The 16,723-nt window shown below is 35.0% G+C and carries 14 protein-coding genes; 4 read left to right on the plus strand and 10 right to left on the minus strand.

Annotated elements, in window-relative coordinates; all coding sequences use genetic code 11:
• Positions 1–69: 69 nt before the first annotated feature.
• The 3 genes from T537_RS0106565 to pepT form a co-directional block, all read right to left on the minus strand.
• Positions 70–2,529 carry an amidohydrolase family protein gene (locus tag T537_RS0106565; protein ID WP_027437716.1) on the minus strand — a complete coding sequence of 820 codons (2,460 nt, stop codon included), beginning with the start codon at positions 2,527–2,529 and terminating at the stop codon, positions 70–72.
• 104 nt (positions 2,530–2,633) lie between these two features.
• Entirely contained in the window at positions 2,634–3,110 is a 477-nt protein-coding gene (ybaK, locus tag T537_RS0106570) for a Cys-tRNA(Pro) deacylase (RefSeq protein WP_027437715.1), read from the minus strand.
• A 214-nt stretch (positions 3,111–3,324) separates the two neighbouring features.
• Positions 3,325–4,557, minus strand: coding sequence for a peptidase T (gene pepT / locus T537_RS0106575; protein WP_027437714.1), 1,233 nt, complete (start codon positions 4,555–4,557; stop codon positions 3,325–3,327).
• A 194-nt stretch (positions 4,558–4,751) separates the two neighbouring features.
• On the opposite strand from pepT, the gene T537_RS0106580 reads away from it, so the two are divergent.
• The gene (locus T537_RS0106580; protein WP_027437713.1) at positions 4,752–5,843 is read left to right on the plus strand and encodes a papain-like cysteine protease family protein; all 1,092 of its coding nucleotides are present in this window, start codon (positions 4,752–4,754) and stop codon (positions 5,841–5,843) included.
• Complete coding sequence (locus tag T537_RS0106585; protein ID WP_027437712.1) at positions 5,819–6,325, plus strand: hypothetical protein; 507 nt, start codon at positions 5,819–5,821, stop codon at positions 6,323–6,325. The genes T537_RS0106580 and T537_RS0106585 overlap by 25 nt, the downstream gene beginning before the upstream one ends.
• A gap of 51 nt (positions 6,326–6,376) precedes the next feature.
• Here T537_RS0106585 and T537_RS0106590 read toward each other — a convergent pair whose 3' ends face one another.
• Positions 6,377–8,044: an alpha-glucosidase gene (locus tag T537_RS0106590; protein WP_027437711.1), complete on the minus strand. Its 1,668-nt coding sequence runs from the start codon at positions 8,042–8,044 to the stop codon at positions 6,377–6,379.
• A 376-nt stretch (positions 8,045–8,420) separates the two neighbouring features.
• Between T537_RS0106590 and T537_RS0106595 the strand changes: the two genes are divergently transcribed.
• A complete protein-coding gene (locus tag T537_RS0106595) occupies positions 8,421–9,911 on the plus strand; it encodes a 6-phospho-beta-glucosidase (RefSeq protein WP_031556789.1) in 1,491 nt (496 codons plus the stop codon).
• Between the two features lie 274 nt (positions 9,912–10,185).
• Here the strand turns inward: T537_RS0106595 and T537_RS0106600 are convergent, their stop codons facing one another.
• The 3 genes from T537_RS0106600 to thrH all read right to left on the minus strand — a co-directional run bounded on the left by T537_RS0106600 (position 10,186) and on the right by thrH (position 13,406).
• Positions 10,186–11,454 carry a 6-phosphofructokinase gene (locus T537_RS0106600; protein ID WP_031556791.1) on the minus strand — a complete coding sequence of 423 codons (1,269 nt, stop codon included), beginning with the start codon at positions 11,452–11,454 and terminating at the stop codon, positions 10,186–10,188.
• Between the two features lie 117 nt (positions 11,455–11,571).
• Positions 11,572–12,714: a Gfo/Idh/MocA family protein gene (locus T537_RS0106605; RefSeq protein ID WP_031556792.1), complete on the minus strand. Its 1,143-nt coding sequence runs from the start codon at positions 12,712–12,714 to the stop codon at positions 11,572–11,574.
• 92 nt (positions 12,715–12,806) lie between these two features.
• Entirely contained in the window at positions 12,807–13,406 is a 600-nt protein-coding gene (gene thrH / locus T537_RS0106610; protein WP_031556794.1) for a bifunctional phosphoserine phosphatase/homoserine phosphotransferase ThrH, read from the minus strand.
• Between the two features lie 307 nt (positions 13,407–13,713).
• Between thrH and T537_RS0106615 the strand changes: the two genes are divergently transcribed.
• Complete coding sequence (locus T537_RS0106615) at positions 13,714–14,979, plus strand: ATP-binding protein (protein WP_031556796.1); 1,266 nt, start codon at positions 13,714–13,716, stop codon at positions 14,977–14,979.
• A gap of 214 nt (positions 14,980–15,193) precedes the next feature.
• On the opposite strand, the gene T537_RS0106620 is transcribed toward T537_RS0106615, so the two are convergent.
• The 3 genes from T537_RS0106620 to T537_RS0106630 form a co-directional block, all read right to left on the minus strand.
• The gene (locus T537_RS0106620) at positions 15,194–15,754 is read right to left on the minus strand and encodes a flavin reductase family protein (RefSeq protein WP_031556798.1); all 561 of its coding nucleotides are present in this window, start codon (positions 15,752–15,754) and stop codon (positions 15,194–15,196) included.
• 179 nt (positions 15,755–15,933) lie between these two features.
• Entirely contained in the window at positions 15,934–16,215 is a 282-nt protein-coding gene (locus tag T537_RS0106625) for a FliH/SctL family protein (protein WP_031556801.1), read from the minus strand.
• Between the two features lie 124 nt (positions 16,216–16,339).
• Positions 16,340–16,723: GNAT family N-acetyltransferase (locus tag T537_RS0106630; protein ID WP_031556802.1), on the minus strand; the 384-nt coding region annotated here is incomplete at its 5' end.

Here is a 16,723-nt window from a genome sequence, read left to right on the forward strand (position 1 = left end):
GCTTCTTTTGTAATGTAAATCTGATCTCCTAATTTCTATTTATTCTATTATTCCTTAGAATTTATTCTACTATTCCTTAGAATACTTCTTTTTTAGGCTTGTCATTAAGTCCACAATTCTATTCTTAGCATCAAAAGAATATGCATAACCATGTAGTGACTTAGCTTTTTGCATTAAAGCTTTAGAATTAGCCCATACTAAAATTGCTGATTTACCCTTACCATTTTTAGCTTCTTGAATAAGGTTAGCTGCAGCACTATTACCATCAAAAGCAATTACCATAGATGGACGACGTTCAAAGATTTCATAGTTGAAACTCTTATAAATACCCATTGCCTGTGCTTCTGTAGATACCCTTACCTTAACACCAGCCTTCTTGATTTTTTCAGCTTCATGTTTTGTAAGGACTGCAGGTACGAAAGAATAAATTCTAAAATTCTTTTCATTATGTTCTAGAAGATACTTTTCATAACCTGAAATCTTGTGACCTATCACAAAGCAAACTTCCTCTGGATTTAAGTATTCTAGCATTTCGTCAATCTGCTTTGTAGCATTGGCACTAAGCTTAGTAGCTCTGTTTTCTGTATTAAAGCTTCCACCAACTAAGACAATTGGGAATCTATCCCATGTGATTTCTTGAATCTGTTCCTTTAACTCCTTATTAGAATCATACTTAAGCTCACGCTTTGACTTATTAGATTTAATCTTAACTGTCTGCATCTTATCAAGTAAAACTTCCTCAAAATCCTTGTTCTTAACAAGTCTTTCAAAGGCTGCCTTCTTATCAGAATAAGCCTGCTGACTTTCTTCAATAATCTTCGTTTCGGCATCCTTCATAAGCTGCACTTCCTTATCGGTTAGCCCAAGCATTTTCTTTAAAGACAATTCTTCTTCAATAGCATCTGTACCGTAAAGCGCTGCACCATCAGTTCCCTGAACGCAGGCAATACCATGCTTTAAATACTGCTTTAGAGGATGTTTTTCTAGTGTATTTAAATTATTAAGTCTTACATTACTTGAAATCTGGAATTCTAGCACTACGTTATTATCAATTAACTGCTTTAGTGTATCCTTACCCTTCTTACTTGTAAGACTATAAGTGTAGAGTCCATGTCCAAGGCGCATCTTTGGCATCTTCTGGCCTGGTTCAAGGGAATCCTTAACACACTCAATTGAATGTGCAATGTTATCCTTCTGACTATCATTCTCTCCAGCATGAACTCTAATTACAAAGCTTGGATCAGAAGCGGCAATCTTAACTAATTCCTTAAATGCTGGCTTTAAAGTAATAATATCATTGATCTCTTCACCAACAAAATCACAACCTGCCACATATGGGTCTAGAGCTGTTGCCTTTAAAACCTCTAAGTTTTGCTCAAGGTAATTATCAGGTGTTATGGCATCCTTAATAATTGTAAGTGGAATTCGTCTCATAGCTGCAAGGAATCTAATCATTACGCCTGTTTCCTGATAGATACTTGGCATAACCTCATGTACCTGACGTAACATTTCTAATGACTCGTATTTCTTAACTAAAGTTGTATCACTGATTTCTGCATAAACAATTCCCTGTCTTTTGTAGCTTCTTGCAATCCAAAGTAACTTATCCTGGAAAATTGTGTTGTGGCAATAAGCTGGATTTTCTCTATCACGAATCATCTGTGAAAGTGCTGCTCTTACATCTAAATCCGGTATCATATCCTTCTTAGCTAAACTTATCTTCTCTTCGCTTTCAACACCCTTACAGAATACATATCGATAAATGTATACCTTCTCTAAGTTAGTAAATACAGCTTGTCCATCCTTAATAACTGCAAGAGAACCTCTGATTTTGACAATATTTTCTTCAGCATTATCCAAGTTATTTAGAATTAAATCAGCAAAATTAATAAAGGTGTTATCGTTGATTTTACGATCAAGATACTTGCCCTTAAGTTCTGATGTTACAAACTGTCTTGCAACTTTTTCTCTCTGCTCTTCTAACTTATCCCACTGACTCTGAGTCAATTTAAGGTCCAATTTTTTCACATAATAAAGTGGGTATCTAATCTGATGAGCAATACCTAAGGCAATTAGCACATCGCCTGTTAAATTGCCGTTCATATGAGTATGAAGGTCTGCTCGAAATTTTAAATCCTTACGAATAAAAGTCTCAAAAAGTGTCTTATCTAGTGGAAGTAGGGCCTCCTTTGACTGACTCATTAAAGTCTTAGCTATAGCTGGAATTGTGGCTTTTACTTCGACTCTTCCATCTGGGAAAATTCTTGCTATTTCAGTGTCCTGAAATTTAAAAATATAGTTTTCTTTATTGTTACCGTCTATAAAACAAGGAACTTCTCCCTTAATTACAAGCATATCATTCTCATCTTTAGTAAGTTCTAAGTCACAAATCTTAGCTATATTTCGAATTAAATTTCCTGATGCATGATTTGGTGTTTTTAAACAATAATACATTCTATCTAAATCTTTATATAGATTTACAATAATATCTTTTTCCTTATCTAGAAAAAACCAAGCAAAATATGTCATTTGTATATACCTTTCTTTAGTCACTGTTATAGTTTCTTATTTCTCTTATTATATCCTAAAATCATCTTAAATAAAAGAAAGACGGCATAAAACCGTCTTTTTTATTACATAACAATATCAACTACATCAGCATTAGTTACTTTTATTAGATCTTTTGGGGCAAGTTCAAGAGTTAAGCCTACTCGACCCCCGCTAATATAGATTTTGTCATAATCTAAGCAACTACTATGAATTACAGTTTTAAAATTTTTCTTCATACCAAGTGGGCTACAGCCACCTCTAATATAACCTGTAAGTTTGGTTAAATCCTTTACATGAATTAATTCTACATTCTTCTCACCCACAGCTTTAGCGGCCTTCTTAAAATCCACTTCAAGAGCTACAGGAATTACATAGACATAGTGTTCTCCTGACTTTCCAACAGCAACTAAAGTCTTAAAACTTCTATCTGGGTCATGACCTAGGATTTCGGCTGAATGTACACCATCTGTAAATTCCTTAGCATCATAGGTCTCTTCTGTATATGCAATTTTATTTTTTTCCAAAAAACGCATAGCGTTTGTCTTTGCTTCTTTTGCCATTATATCACTCCTTATATATTATGATATCATACCATATTATTTTAAAGATAAAAGAGCATTTATTCTTTTTTAATAGACATTGTAACAAAATTCCATTATAAAAGCTATGATTTATAGCTGAAAGTGACTTAAACAAAAACCGAATTTAGATTTTCAAATCTAAATCCGGTTTCTATATTTCTACTATCTTACAAATTTATTATAAAAGAGTCTCTTATTTAGCAAAATTACAACAAGCAAGTAAAGTAAGCATCTCTGCAATCTTTTCCATAGATTCTACGCATACATATTCATAAATACCATGGAAGTTATGTCCACCTGCACAAAGGTTTGGACAAGGTAAGCCCTTATATGAAAGTGCTGCACCATCTGTACCACCACGAATTGGAACTACCTTAGGCACTACATCTAACTTCTTGAAAGCTTCAACTGCACCATTTACTAAGAACATGTAATCTGGCTCAACCTTTTCTCTCATGTTGTAGTATGTATCTGAAATATCAGCTGTTACTCTACCTTCACCATACTTCTGATTTAAGAAGCTTGCAACTGACTTAAGTAATTCCTTCTTAGCTTCAAACTTAGCTCTATCATGATCTCTTACAATATACTGTAACTTAGCTTCGCTTGTGTTACCTTCCATGCTAATAAGATGAATGAAACCTTCGTAACCTTCTGTGTATTCAGGCTTTTCATTCTGAGGTAACATATGCTCAAATTCCATAGCAATTGAAGCTGCGTTAACCATCTTATTCTTAGCTTCACCTGGATGAACATTTCTACCAGCCACCTTAATTACTGCAGCTGCAGCGTTGAAGTTTTCAAACTCGATTTCTCCAAGAGCACCACCATCAACTGTATATGCATAATCTGCACCGAATCTTTCTAAGTCAAAGTGTGCTGTACCAACACCGATTTCTTCATCTGGTGTAAAGGCAATAGCAATTCTACCATGCTTTCTTTCTGGATGATTGATGATTTCGCTAGCCATTGTCATGATTTCTGCAATACCTGACTTATCATCAGAACCAAGTAGTGTTGTACCATCTGTAACTATAAGTGACTTTCCCTTGTAATCAAGTAATTCTGGGAAATCAACAGGACTCATCTTAATGTCCTTTTCCTTATTTAAAATGATTTCGCTTCCATCATAGTTTTCAATTGTTCTTGGCTTAACATCCTTACCACTAGCATCTGGTGCTGTATCCATGTGTGAGATAAAACCAAGAGTCTTAGTATTCTCTGGATCATTAGCTGGGATGTGACCATAAACATAGCAATACTTCTCATCAAGATAAGCATCCTCTATACCCATCTCAAGCATTTCCTTTTGTAACATTCTAGCAAGATCAAACTGTCTAGCTGTACTAGGGCTTGTCTGGCTTTCATCATCTGATGTAGTGTGAACACTAACATATCTTAAAAATTTCTCAATAACTTCTGACATATATTCTCCTGCCTTTATATAAATAAATGTTTTTGCCCCATGATTATAGCACATTTACTTATACTTATAAACTCTACATTCGTAAGGCCTTAGATTTGAAAAATATTATACTTTTCGTTTAATTTATTTACATCTGATATTATATATGTTAAAATATATTATAATATATTTTAATTTAAAAAAGGGGGAATATTGTGAAAAAAAATAAATTTTTTACTTTTTTATCATTATTAGTTATTATTATTGTATTTTTTAATTCTCGTACAACAAAAGCTGAAACCTGTAATAATTTGAACGTAAGTAGCTTATCTATATCGTCTGATTATGACGATTATGCAAAAGAAGTTTATTTACAACATTTAAATGTATTAATAAAAACTGGAGATTTAAAACATTCTATTTCAAATTATTATCTTGGACATCCATTTACAGTTTTCAACGTTACCAACGATAATTATAATGCTTGTTATCCAATTATTTCTAATATAGATAAAAAGATTGAAGCTATATTGGAAATAAATTATGATACTTCCTTTTCAGCATCAATGTCTATTTCTTTTTCTAAGGAATTAAATCAATTCGTTTCAAATTACAGCGGAAATTATGCATTTATTTCAGATGGTATTAACTTATATGCTTATAATGAAACACAATTTATTAAAATTTACAGTATGTTTGATAATATCAATTTTTTAGATATAAACACTGTTAAAAACTCATCGTTCGACTATAATAATACTACATTGCTTAATTATAACGATCTGCTTAATAAATTAAATGTTACTTATCAACCTCAACTTTACAATTTAACAGGTATAGATCGTCCATCATCATATAAAACCATTAATGTTAAAGGGGTAAGTCAAGTTGGTGACACTTGTTGGGCAGCTACATGTGCAGCTCTAATTAATTATTATAAAAATACAAATTTATCATGCATAGATGTTGCCAAATATGTTTATGGCGATAATTGGAATAATAGAGGAACATGGACAGTAATTGAAAAAGCATATAACCATTGGAATCTTTATCCTAATCAAACAGAAACTATAAGTTTTACACAAATAAAAAACAATATTAATAATAACAAACCCATGCATTTAGGTTTGACAAATCATTCTGTTGGATTAATCGGTTATGAATATTGGAATAGTTCTAATAAAATACTTATTTTACTAGAACCAAATGGTGGTAGACACAGTAGCGTTTCATTAAATGATAATGGTAATTTTTCATATGAGCTAGGAGGGCATTCAAAATCATGGATTTACACAAGATACTTCTAAAGCTATCTATAATAACAATTATATTAAGTATAACTGCTTGTTCTACTTCGGTTAAATATAGCTCAATAATCCCAAGAGATGAAAAAGGCTATCCAAAAGCAAACTGTCTTATAATTAATAAAACAGTCTACACTATTGGTGATACCTCTTTAACTTATTTTGATCAAAAAAAATACGAAGTTAACATTTCCCGCGAAAGCCTTAAAAATAACACTCTTACTGTTGTTTTACCTACCATGTACGCAATTAACACTTGGATAATCTCTGACTCTAATGACTATAAAGCCATAAATACTGACATAGAAGAATGTTACATTAAAGGGGTTGTCCCAGAAGGTCCCTCATCTGACCTAAAAATTTTTAAGATTGAGATTTCAGATAATTGCCAATCAATTTCCTTTAAATGGACCAATGTTAATTATATGAACGAAGATTTTGAGAATATTGAAGAAGATTCATTATTATTAATAAATATAGACTAAAATAAAGAGATGAAAATTGTTTTACATGCAATTTTCATCTCTGTTAATTTATTACTCATACCTATAAACTCTACATTCGTAAGGCCTTAGAATATCTAGTCTATGTCCATCCTCATAATTACTAAGTTTAAGTTCGCCCTTTAGGCCTACATATTCTTCTGGCATTTTATAGCTTCTATATTTCCCTTTTAAATTACAGATTATTAAAAACTTTTCTGAAGATAATGTTCTTTCATAAGTATATACATTTTTATCCTTAGGAAAATATTCCTTATAGTCACCCCATATGAGTGCGTCGTTATCTTTCCTTAATTTAAGGGCTTTTCTATAAAAATTTAAAATGCTCTTTTCATCCTCTTCCTGGGCTTTCACATTTACCTTCTTATAGTTAGGATTTAAGTAAAACCAAGGTTTCACCGTAGAGAAGCCAGCATATTTTTCATCAGACCACTGCATTGGTGTTCTAGCTGAATCCCTTGAACCCTCGCCAATATAGTAAAGACGCTGGGATTTGGACTTCTTAGTATGAAAGGTCATGTATGCATTTTTAGAGGAAATATCCTCATACTTATCGATAGAATTTAAGCGGAGGTTAGTCATACCAATTTCCTGTCCTTGGTAAATAAAAGGGCATCCTTGAAGGAAAATGTAACTAGCTGCCAAACTTGTAGCACTCTCCCTCCACATCTTCTCACTACCATATCTACTAACAACCCTTGGATGATCGTGATTCTCAATATACACACAATTCCAAGATTTGCCATTCATGGCGTACTGCCACTTTGAGAATGCTTTCTTATATTTAATCACGCTAAATGGTCGCCTAATAAAATCCGAGAGGAAATTATCGGCATTCATGTAATCAAAGGTAATTACCATATCTAAAGATTTCGTATCCCCAGTTAAATAAGGCATTGCCTTATCTGGGCCTGTCATTGGCATCTCACCCATCTGGAAGCAATCGTAATCCTCGCAGACTTCTCTAAATTCCTTCATATACTCATGAATATGTGGGCCATGCTGAGTGTAACGAAGACCATTAATCATTGGAAGTTCAGGGTATCCATTAGGAAGTCCCTCCACTTTAGATATAAAGGCAATGGAATCTTCTCTAAATCCATCAACTCCTAAATCAAGCCAAAAGCGCATAATATCTTTGATTTCCTCACGAACCCTTGGGTTATCCATATTTAAATCAGGTTGTTTCTTAGCAAAAAAATGTAAATAGTACTGTCCTCTTTCTTCGTTATATTCCCATGCTTTGCCTTCAAAAAGCGAATTCCAATTATTAGGAAGTTTTTTATGTCCATTTTTATCAATTTTTCCATCACGCCAAATATAATAATCCTTATAAGGGTTGTCATCCCCACCCTTGCAACTTTCCTTAAACCAAAAATGTTCATCAGATGTGTGATTAATTACTAAATCCATTATGACCTTCATGCCTAGTTCATGAGCCTTATTTAAGACTTTTTTAAACTGCTCTAAATCCCCGTAGTCTGGATGAATGTCCTTATAGTCTGAAACATCATAGCCATAATCTGCATTTGGCGATGGATAAATTGGCGAAAACCAAATTCCATCAATTCCTAAAGACTTGATATATTCTAGCTTGTCATAAACCCCATACAAATCTCCGATTCCATCCCCGTTGCCATCTGCAAAAGAACGAATCCATATCTGATAAAAAGCCATCTTTTTAAACCAATTATTATTCATATTTATCCCCTTTATATAAAATTAGTTTGAGCACTATATACATTTTCACAAAAACATATTACTAACTACATTATACTAATATTATTAAATAAATGCAAGAATTCCTAGTGCCGAGACTATGGGCAAAGATACACATATATTTAACTCAGTCGGGGTACAAGCTCCGACTGAGATAAACGCTCCGCGAGGATGCGCACGGATTCGGACAGGAATTTGTCTGCTGAAGCAGACCCGAATCCGGCGCGCAAGACTCGCGAGCGAGTCTTGACATTTATGTTAAAATATTATCGAAAATTCACATTATGTTAATATTTATGTGCTAAATTAAATACATATGGTGTTATCACAAATAAATAATGAATTTTGGAGGTTTTTTATGTTACAAAAGGATTTTTTATGGGGTGGCGCAACAGCTGCAAATCAGTGCGAAGGTGGTTATAACAAAAGAGGCCGCGGCCTTGCTTTAGTTGATGTGGTTCCTGCTGGCAAGAACAGATTCCCAGTTGCAATGGGTAAATTATCTTATAAAGATTTACCTGCTGATAGTTTTTACCCTGGCAGAGAGGCCATTGAAATGTATGATCATTACCTTGAAGATATTAGACTTTTCGCTAAGATGGGCTTTAAGTGCTACCGTTTTTCAATGTCATGGTCTAGAATTTTCCCTAATGGAGACGAGAGTACTCCTTGCGAAGAAGGCCTTAAATTCTATGATGAAATTATTGATGAGATGCTTAAAAATGGAATTGAACCTGTAGTTACAATCTGCCATTTTGATGCACCACTTGGTTTAATTGAAAAATTTGGTGGCTGGAAGAGTCGTCAGATGATTGATAGATACTTAGCTTACTGCGAAGCTATTTTTACTAGATTTAAGAATAAAGTTAAATATTGGATTACTTTTAATGAAATTAACATGATTCTTCACCTTCCATTTATGGGCGCCGGAATTTGCTTTAAAGAAGGTGAAAATGAAACTCTATTGAAGTATCAAGCTGCTCATTACGAGCTTGTTGCTTCCGCTGCAGCTACAAAGCTTGCACATAGCATTAACCCTGATTTCATGATTGGTTGTATGCTTGCTGCCGGAAATTACTATCCATATAGCTGTGATCCCGATGATGTTATGGATTCAATTCTAAAGGATAGAGAAAATTATTTCTTCATCGACGTTCAGTCTCGTGGTTACTATCCAAGCTACGCTCTTAAGTTCTTTGAGCGTGAGGGCATTAACCTTGATATGACAGTTGAAGATGATAAGCTTTTAAGAGAGAATACTGTTGATTACATTTCCTTTAGCTACTATTCATCTCGTCTTACAAGTACTAATCCTGAAATGCAGGATAAGACTGCTGGAAATGTATTTGCAACTCTAAAAAATCCACATCTTAAGGCTTCTGAATGGGGTTGGCAGATTGACCCAGTAGGTCTTCGTATCACTCTTAATAGCATTTATGATAGATACCAGAAACCAATGTTTATTGTCGAAAATGGACTTGGTGCTAAGGATACTGTTATTAATAAGGAAACTGGCAAGGAGCTTACTCCTGGCACTGACGAATACAAAGAAGCTCTTAAGGCTGGTCTTGCAACTGTAAATGATGATTACAGAATTGCATACCTTAAGGCTCATATTCAGGAACTTATGAAGGCTGTAGAAATTGATGGCGTTGAACTTCTTGGTTACACTCCTTGGGGTTGTATCGATTTAGTTTCAGCTTCAACTGGTGAAATGAGCAAGCGTTACGGCTTTATCTACGTTGATAAGGACGATGAGGGAAATGGCGAATTAGCTAGATTCCCTAAGAAGTCTTTTGATTGGTATAAAGAAGTAATTGCTAGTAATGGTGAATGTACTAGAGAATAAGATTGCGATTGAATCTGAGGTCGCAGAATTATATATTATTTTTTTGTTTCGTCAGATAGATGATACATTTTATCTGACGAAACAAAAATCAAATAGTTTTTCATTATGCTTATAAAAACAAAATCGGAGTATGCTTTTGCTGATTTTTACATAAAATCGGGATGTCAGTTCGGCGATTTTTGCATAAAATCCATACAAACACAAATTAACAAAAAAATGAGGCAGTAGGAAAATTTCCCACCGCCTCATTAATTAAGAAAGATAGATAGTTAGCTTATTCATTGAATACCTTGTATAGATCCTTGTAGCCCTTAGTATTCATTGTTAAATGTCTTGGAAGACCATCTACCATCATAGGTGTATAATCACCCTGAATCAATGGTTTTAGATAACTTACAAATTCATCTGTAACGTAGTCTCCATCCTTGTTGATCCACTCACGTGGTACAACCTTTTCGCCGTTGGCGATTCTATGAACATCATAAACACCAGTTGTGGACTGGTATGGATCGTCTGATAATCTATCAATAACTACCATCATTCCTGATAAACCTTCATCTGCAGCCTTAATTGCTGCACCACCAACCATGAAAGCTTCGTTGATGTCGATTCGGCTTGCAAGATGTGAAGCTGAACGCTGTAATGTAGAAAATTCTACAGAACGTGTCTTGCAGCCTAATTTTTCATGAATATAATTTGCAAGATAAGCAGCTGTTCCTGTCATTTGGATATGGCCAAATGCATCTTTAGTTGAAGAGCCTGCTGAGAACTCACAAATATATTTTCCTTCTTTATTCTTGATACCTTCTGATACTGCCGCTACTACGATGTCCTTTTTCTTCAAAAGTGTTTCTACCTTCTTAGAAAACTTTTCAATATCAAATGGAATCTCTGGTAAGTAAATCAAGTCTGGGCCGTCGCAATCTTCAGCCTTTGAAAGTGCTGTTGCACCTGTAAGCCAACCTGCGTTTCGTCCCATAACTTCAATAACTGTTACATTTTTCTTCTTATAAGAGAAACCAAGACAGTCGCGAATTACTTCCTTTGTAGATGTGCCAATGTACTTAGCAGCACTGCCGTAACCTGGAGTGTGATCTGTAAGTGCAAGATCATTATCAATTGTCTTTGGACAACCAATGAATCTTTGCTTAGCTCCTGTAAGGATTGCGTAATCAGATAGCTTCTGAATTGTATCCATTGAGTCGTTACCGCCGATATAGATTAAAACTTCAATGTCCATTTTATCTAGTAAATGAAAAATTTTTTCATAAACTTCTTTATCTTCGTGAATGGCTGGTAACTTATAACGACAAGTTCCAAGGAATGCTGATGGTGTTCTCTTTAATAATTCTAAGTCTAGTTCGTTCTTTACGTATTTAGACAAATCAACGTACTGCTCATCAAGGAAACCTTGAATACCATAGCGCATGCCATATACTTTGTTGAAGCCTCTATCCATGGCAGTCTTAAAAACACCTGCAAGACTAGAATTAATTACGGCTGTTGGGCCACCTGATTGGCCAACTAATACATTACCCTTCATAAATGTACCTCCCCCTATTCTTAAATTTTACAAAAATCTCTTTAATTAAGTATAACATAAATAAAAAGTTTTGAATAGAGTTTGTGTAAATTTTTTAGAGTTAGTATAGTAATTTATTTACATTTCCGACTCAATATGTTTCATTTCATCTAGGAAATCTCTATATTCTTCGCCATTTACTGGAAGTTCAATTTTCTTTCCCTTATATGCAGAAAGATAGGCGCCACAAGTTAATTCTAAGGTCTTAATTCCATCAGAACCATTAGTTAGTGTCTCTACATCCTCTCCATTACAAGCCCTTCCAAAATTCTCCAAAATTTCAACGTATGGGGCATCTCCACCCTCTTCATCAAATAAGAATTCTGTATATTCTTCAGATATTTCCTGGGTTGACTGACATTTTGCCATCTTAGAGTACTCTTCTTGGTCTCTTGAATATGTGTAAAGACCAATTTTCCCATCTTCTACTCTTATATGGCCCTTAGTCCCGCTAATTTCCATATATCTTTCCTTATGAACCTCACCTGTAGATATAAAAAATGAACCTGTCATCCCATTTTCATAGCTAAACTGAAGCATTGCCTCATCATCTACTATAAAATCATTATATTTTCCTAAGGAAACAGTAGCCATCATCTCTTTTGGCATACCAAAAAGCCATTGCCACATATCAAGAAGATGCTGTCCCTGATTAATAAGGGCTCCGCCACCTTCTCCATGCCAACTACTACGCCACTGACCTGACGAATGATAATATCTCGTTCTATAAAAACCAGTATCAACTTGTCTTACGCACTTGATTTTTCCAATTTTTCCAGAGTCTATAAATTCCTTTAATTTTCTAAATCTCTCATAGCTTCTTTGATGAAAAATAAGTTCATAAACAACTCCAGCAAATTTACTCTCTGAGTACATTTGTCTAGCACTTATAACATCAATTCCCGCAGGCTTTTCGCAAAGCACGTTTTTTCCCTTTCGAATGCCTTTAATTGCAGTATCTGGATGTAACCTGTGAGGAGTTGTAATAATAATGCTGTCAAATTCATCCCCAAACTGCTCATACATCTCATCCTCAGATTTAAAAATCTTAACCTTACCACTACTTACAATACCGCCGCAATTCTCATCAAGCCAACTCTCTGACATCTCACTTCTTGTACAGACGCACACCAATTCCAAGCTATCAACCTGATTAGAAGTAATCATCTTAGCATATCTTTTACCCATATGACCAAGACCTATAATGCCTACCTTACTCATAAAAGCCTCCCGAAATAAAAAATCCACGGTACGAGCTGTATGGTACCGTGGCTGTATCTTTATTATACTAAAAATTATAAGAAATACAATTATTATAATGCTTTTTTAATAGCATTGAATAAATCATCATACTCCTCGAAAGCCTGAAGTTCTGGGTATTCAGCCTTGATTGCATCTGTAGATCTAAAAAGAAAACCAGCCTTAGATGCCTTAATCATGCCTAAATCGTTGTGGCTATCTCCTGAAGCGATAGTTTCAAAGCCAACAGACTGAAGCGCCTTAACTGTTGAGAGCTTTGACTGTTCGCAACGCATCTTAAAGCCTGTGATTTCACCATTTTCTGCCACTTCAAGTGTATTACAGAAAATTGTAGGTAAGCCAAGCTTCTCCATAAGTGGCTTTGCAAATTGTGTGAATGTATCGCTAATAATAATAACCTGTGTAATTTCTCTAAGGTCATCGAGGAACTTCTTAGCACCTGGAAGTGGATCAATCTTAGCGATTGTTTCCTGAATTTCCTTAAGGCCAAGGCCATGCTCCTTTAAGATGCCAATTCTATACTTCATTAGCTTATCATAATCTGGTTCGTCTCTTGTTGTTCTCTCTAGTTCAGGGATATTTGTTTCCTTTGCAAATGCGATCCAAATCTCAGGAACAAGTACACCCTCAAGGTCTAAACAAACAATATTCATGTCACTCATCTTCTCTTCCTTCCTACATTCCTAAAGCCGCCATAAAGCTTTTGGTTATGTTTTAAAAAATATTGCGGACAAATGTATTTCTGTCGCGGACATTTAAAATTATATCATAGAAAGGGTAGAATAGAAACTGGATTTTAAAAAAGTATTGCAGAAATTTTCATCGTGTGTGCACGATAATTTTCTTTATTTTTATCGTGTAGAGACGATAATTTTACTTGATTTTGTCGTGTAGAGACGATAATTTTACTTGATTTTGTCGTGTAGAGACGATAAAATAATATATAAGAGGTGATGTTATATGAATAAAAATATACTTAAACAAGTGATTCTAGAGCAACTAGAAGTCATTGAAGAAAGCACTATTATAGACAGAAACTACCGTTTCGAAAAAAATATGAATTATATTTTGGTGGGACTTCGTCGTGCTGGAAAGTCTACCTTACTTTATAAGATTGCAAAGGATCTTGTTAAATCAGGTGTTGACTGGTCTCAGATTATTTATGTCAATTTCGAGGATGATAGATTGTTCGGTTTTCAAAAGGAAGATTTTAACGACATTGTGGAAGTAGCCTATGAACTGGCCGAAGGCAAGGAAATCTACTACTTCTTTGACGAGATACAAATTGTTGATGGCTGGGAACATTTTGCAAGACGAATGGCCGACCAGAAAAAGCATGTCTACATTACTGGCAGCAACGCCAAGATGCTAAGTTCTGAGATGGAAAAAGTCCTTGGAGGCCGCTATTTATCTAAGATGATTATGCCTTTTTCCCTAGCTGAGGTCCTTGACTATTTAGAAATCGACCACTCTAACAAGGCACTTTTAACTAGTTCTAAACTTGCCAAGATTAAGAATGCGACTAGTAACTATATCAATTTCGGAGGCTTTGCAGAAGCACAACATTTGCTAGATAAAAGAGAATATATCAAGAGCGTTTACGAAAAGGTGCTTCTTGGGGACATTTCCGAACGTGAAAATATCAAGAATCAAACTGCCCTCCGCCTTATGGTTAAGAAAATTGCAGAAACTGTCATGCACGAAATCAGCTTTAACAAGCTTGCCGGCAACATTAAGGCAACTGGCGTAAAGACCTCGACAGATTCCATGATTGAGTACACAAGTTACGCAGAGAGCGCATTTTTACTGTTTAGAACAAGAAATTATGTGAATAAGTTTTCAGAGAAGGAGAGCACTCCAAGATTTTACTTCTATGATAATGGCCTGCTCAATCTCTTCCTGGTAGACAAGGCTTCCGCCCTTCTTGAAAATGTGGTCGCTTGCCATTTAAAGCGCCTCTACGGGGAGGATGTCTATTACTTTAAATCAAGTAAAACTGGCATTGACGTGGATTTTTACCTTCCTCAAAAACAGTGCGGGGTGCAGGTTTGCTATAACCTAGAATCTGCTTACGAACGAGAAACTAAGAACCTTTTTGATTTTATGGATAAATCTGAAAATGTATCGCGACTTATAATTGTGACTCACGATGAAGAGGGCACTATAACCGAGGGGAATAAGACGATAGAGGTTATTCCAGTTTATAAGTTTTTGCTTATGAATTAAGCTTAAACCTTCCAAAATGTTGATGTATGGACATTTTAGCTTTCTAAAATGTTGATGTTATCGCATAAAAGATATGAAAAAGCACATCATTTCCATAAAAAATGTCGTGTAGACACGATAATTTCTCTTGATTTTATCATGTAGACACGACATTTTTAGTCAAGACTCGCTCGTAAGTCTAGCGCCGGAAAAGTATGTATTGTTTATTTAGTTTCTAAAGTAATTCCTTACCTGAACCCCAGGCATCTCCCACCTTTTCTCCTAACACGTGATATGCATTGTTAAATGGATCAAATGCGATTGGTGCTACCTTTGCGATATCGACCTTGCCCTCTGTAAGTGCTGCTTCGTCAACGCTTACATTTACAATTTCACCCTTGAGGATGCAACTGTCGTGGTCGAAGCTCTTGAGCTTGCATTCAAGGCACACTGCAAGTTCATTGATAATTGGAGCATTTACTAATTCACTCTTTGTAGCTGTAAAGCCTGCTTTTGAAAATTTATCTTCAGTCTTATTTCCTGAAGAAATACCTACGTAATCACAGCCGGCAACGTGAGCTGCATCAGCCATGCTGATTGTGAAAGCGCCTGTCTTTTCAAAGTTCTTGCAAGTCTTATGTCCTACTGAAAGGCAAAGTGTAATCTCATTAGATTCACTGATTCCGCCCCACGCAGCATTCATTGCGTTTGGGACTCCATTTTCATCATAAGTTGCAATAATCCACACAGGCTGTGGAAGTGTAAGTGGCTTTGCGCCAAAATTCTTTCTTGCCATAAAAGCCTCCCTAATTGATTGAATGAATTTTAATTGGACTAAATCTATTATATAACATATTTCAAAAAATTATTATAAAGAAAGAATAAAATTATAAAAGAAAAGGCTTGCTTTTTATAATTGTAAAGCAATGGAGCTAAGCACACGCTTAGCTCCACCCTGTTTCAATATCAATTCTACTATTCACTTATATTTCTAGCTATTTTTTCATTAAGAATCTTTTCAAATTCTTCCTTTGAAATTGATAGATTATTAGCGGCCTGCTCTTCTGTTATTATTCCAGTCTGAACAAGTTTTACTAATGTCATTAGCTGCCCTTCTTCGATTCCTTCTTTTAAACCGATTTCATGACCTTCTTCGATTCCTTCTTTTATTCCTTCTACCTTCCCAGCTTCATGGCCTAAATCATATTCACTCTCTTTTATTGCATCGATTATCTCTTCATCGGTACACTCAAACATACTTATCAACTCCTTTTTATTTATTGAAAAGCGATTTGCGTTACGGTTCAAGATAGACCATTTCTACTAATTCAGGATTCAACAATCTCCTTGCATGTACTCGTTCAACTGCAAACCGTTTTCACTATAATTTCTTCATCATCCAGTCCGCATCCGCATATTTACCATCCGCATATTTCATGTTATTCGGAAAATGTCCACACTTCTCAAACCCCAGTTCTTTATAAAGAGAAATTGCTTTATAATTATCTGAAATAACTTCAAGTTCAGCCTGTTCATATCCGACATTCTTTGCAACCTTTAACACTGTTTGCAACATGATTTTTCCTATGCCACATCCACAATATTCTTGATACAATGCTATTGCCACATCACACCTGTGTGCATACCGCTTATATGGTGCAATAGTCATCAGTGAACAATTGCCTATATGATTACCATCTATCGTAGCAATCAGCATCAATTCTTTAGTTGCATCTATTTTATCTTTAATAAAATTTTGTTCCTG

It is taken from the genome of Lachnospira multipara LB2003 (assembly GCF_000702205.1).
Classification (GTDB): domain Bacteria; phylum Bacillota; class Clostridia; order Lachnospirales; family Lachnospiraceae; genus Lachnospira; species Lachnospira multipara_A.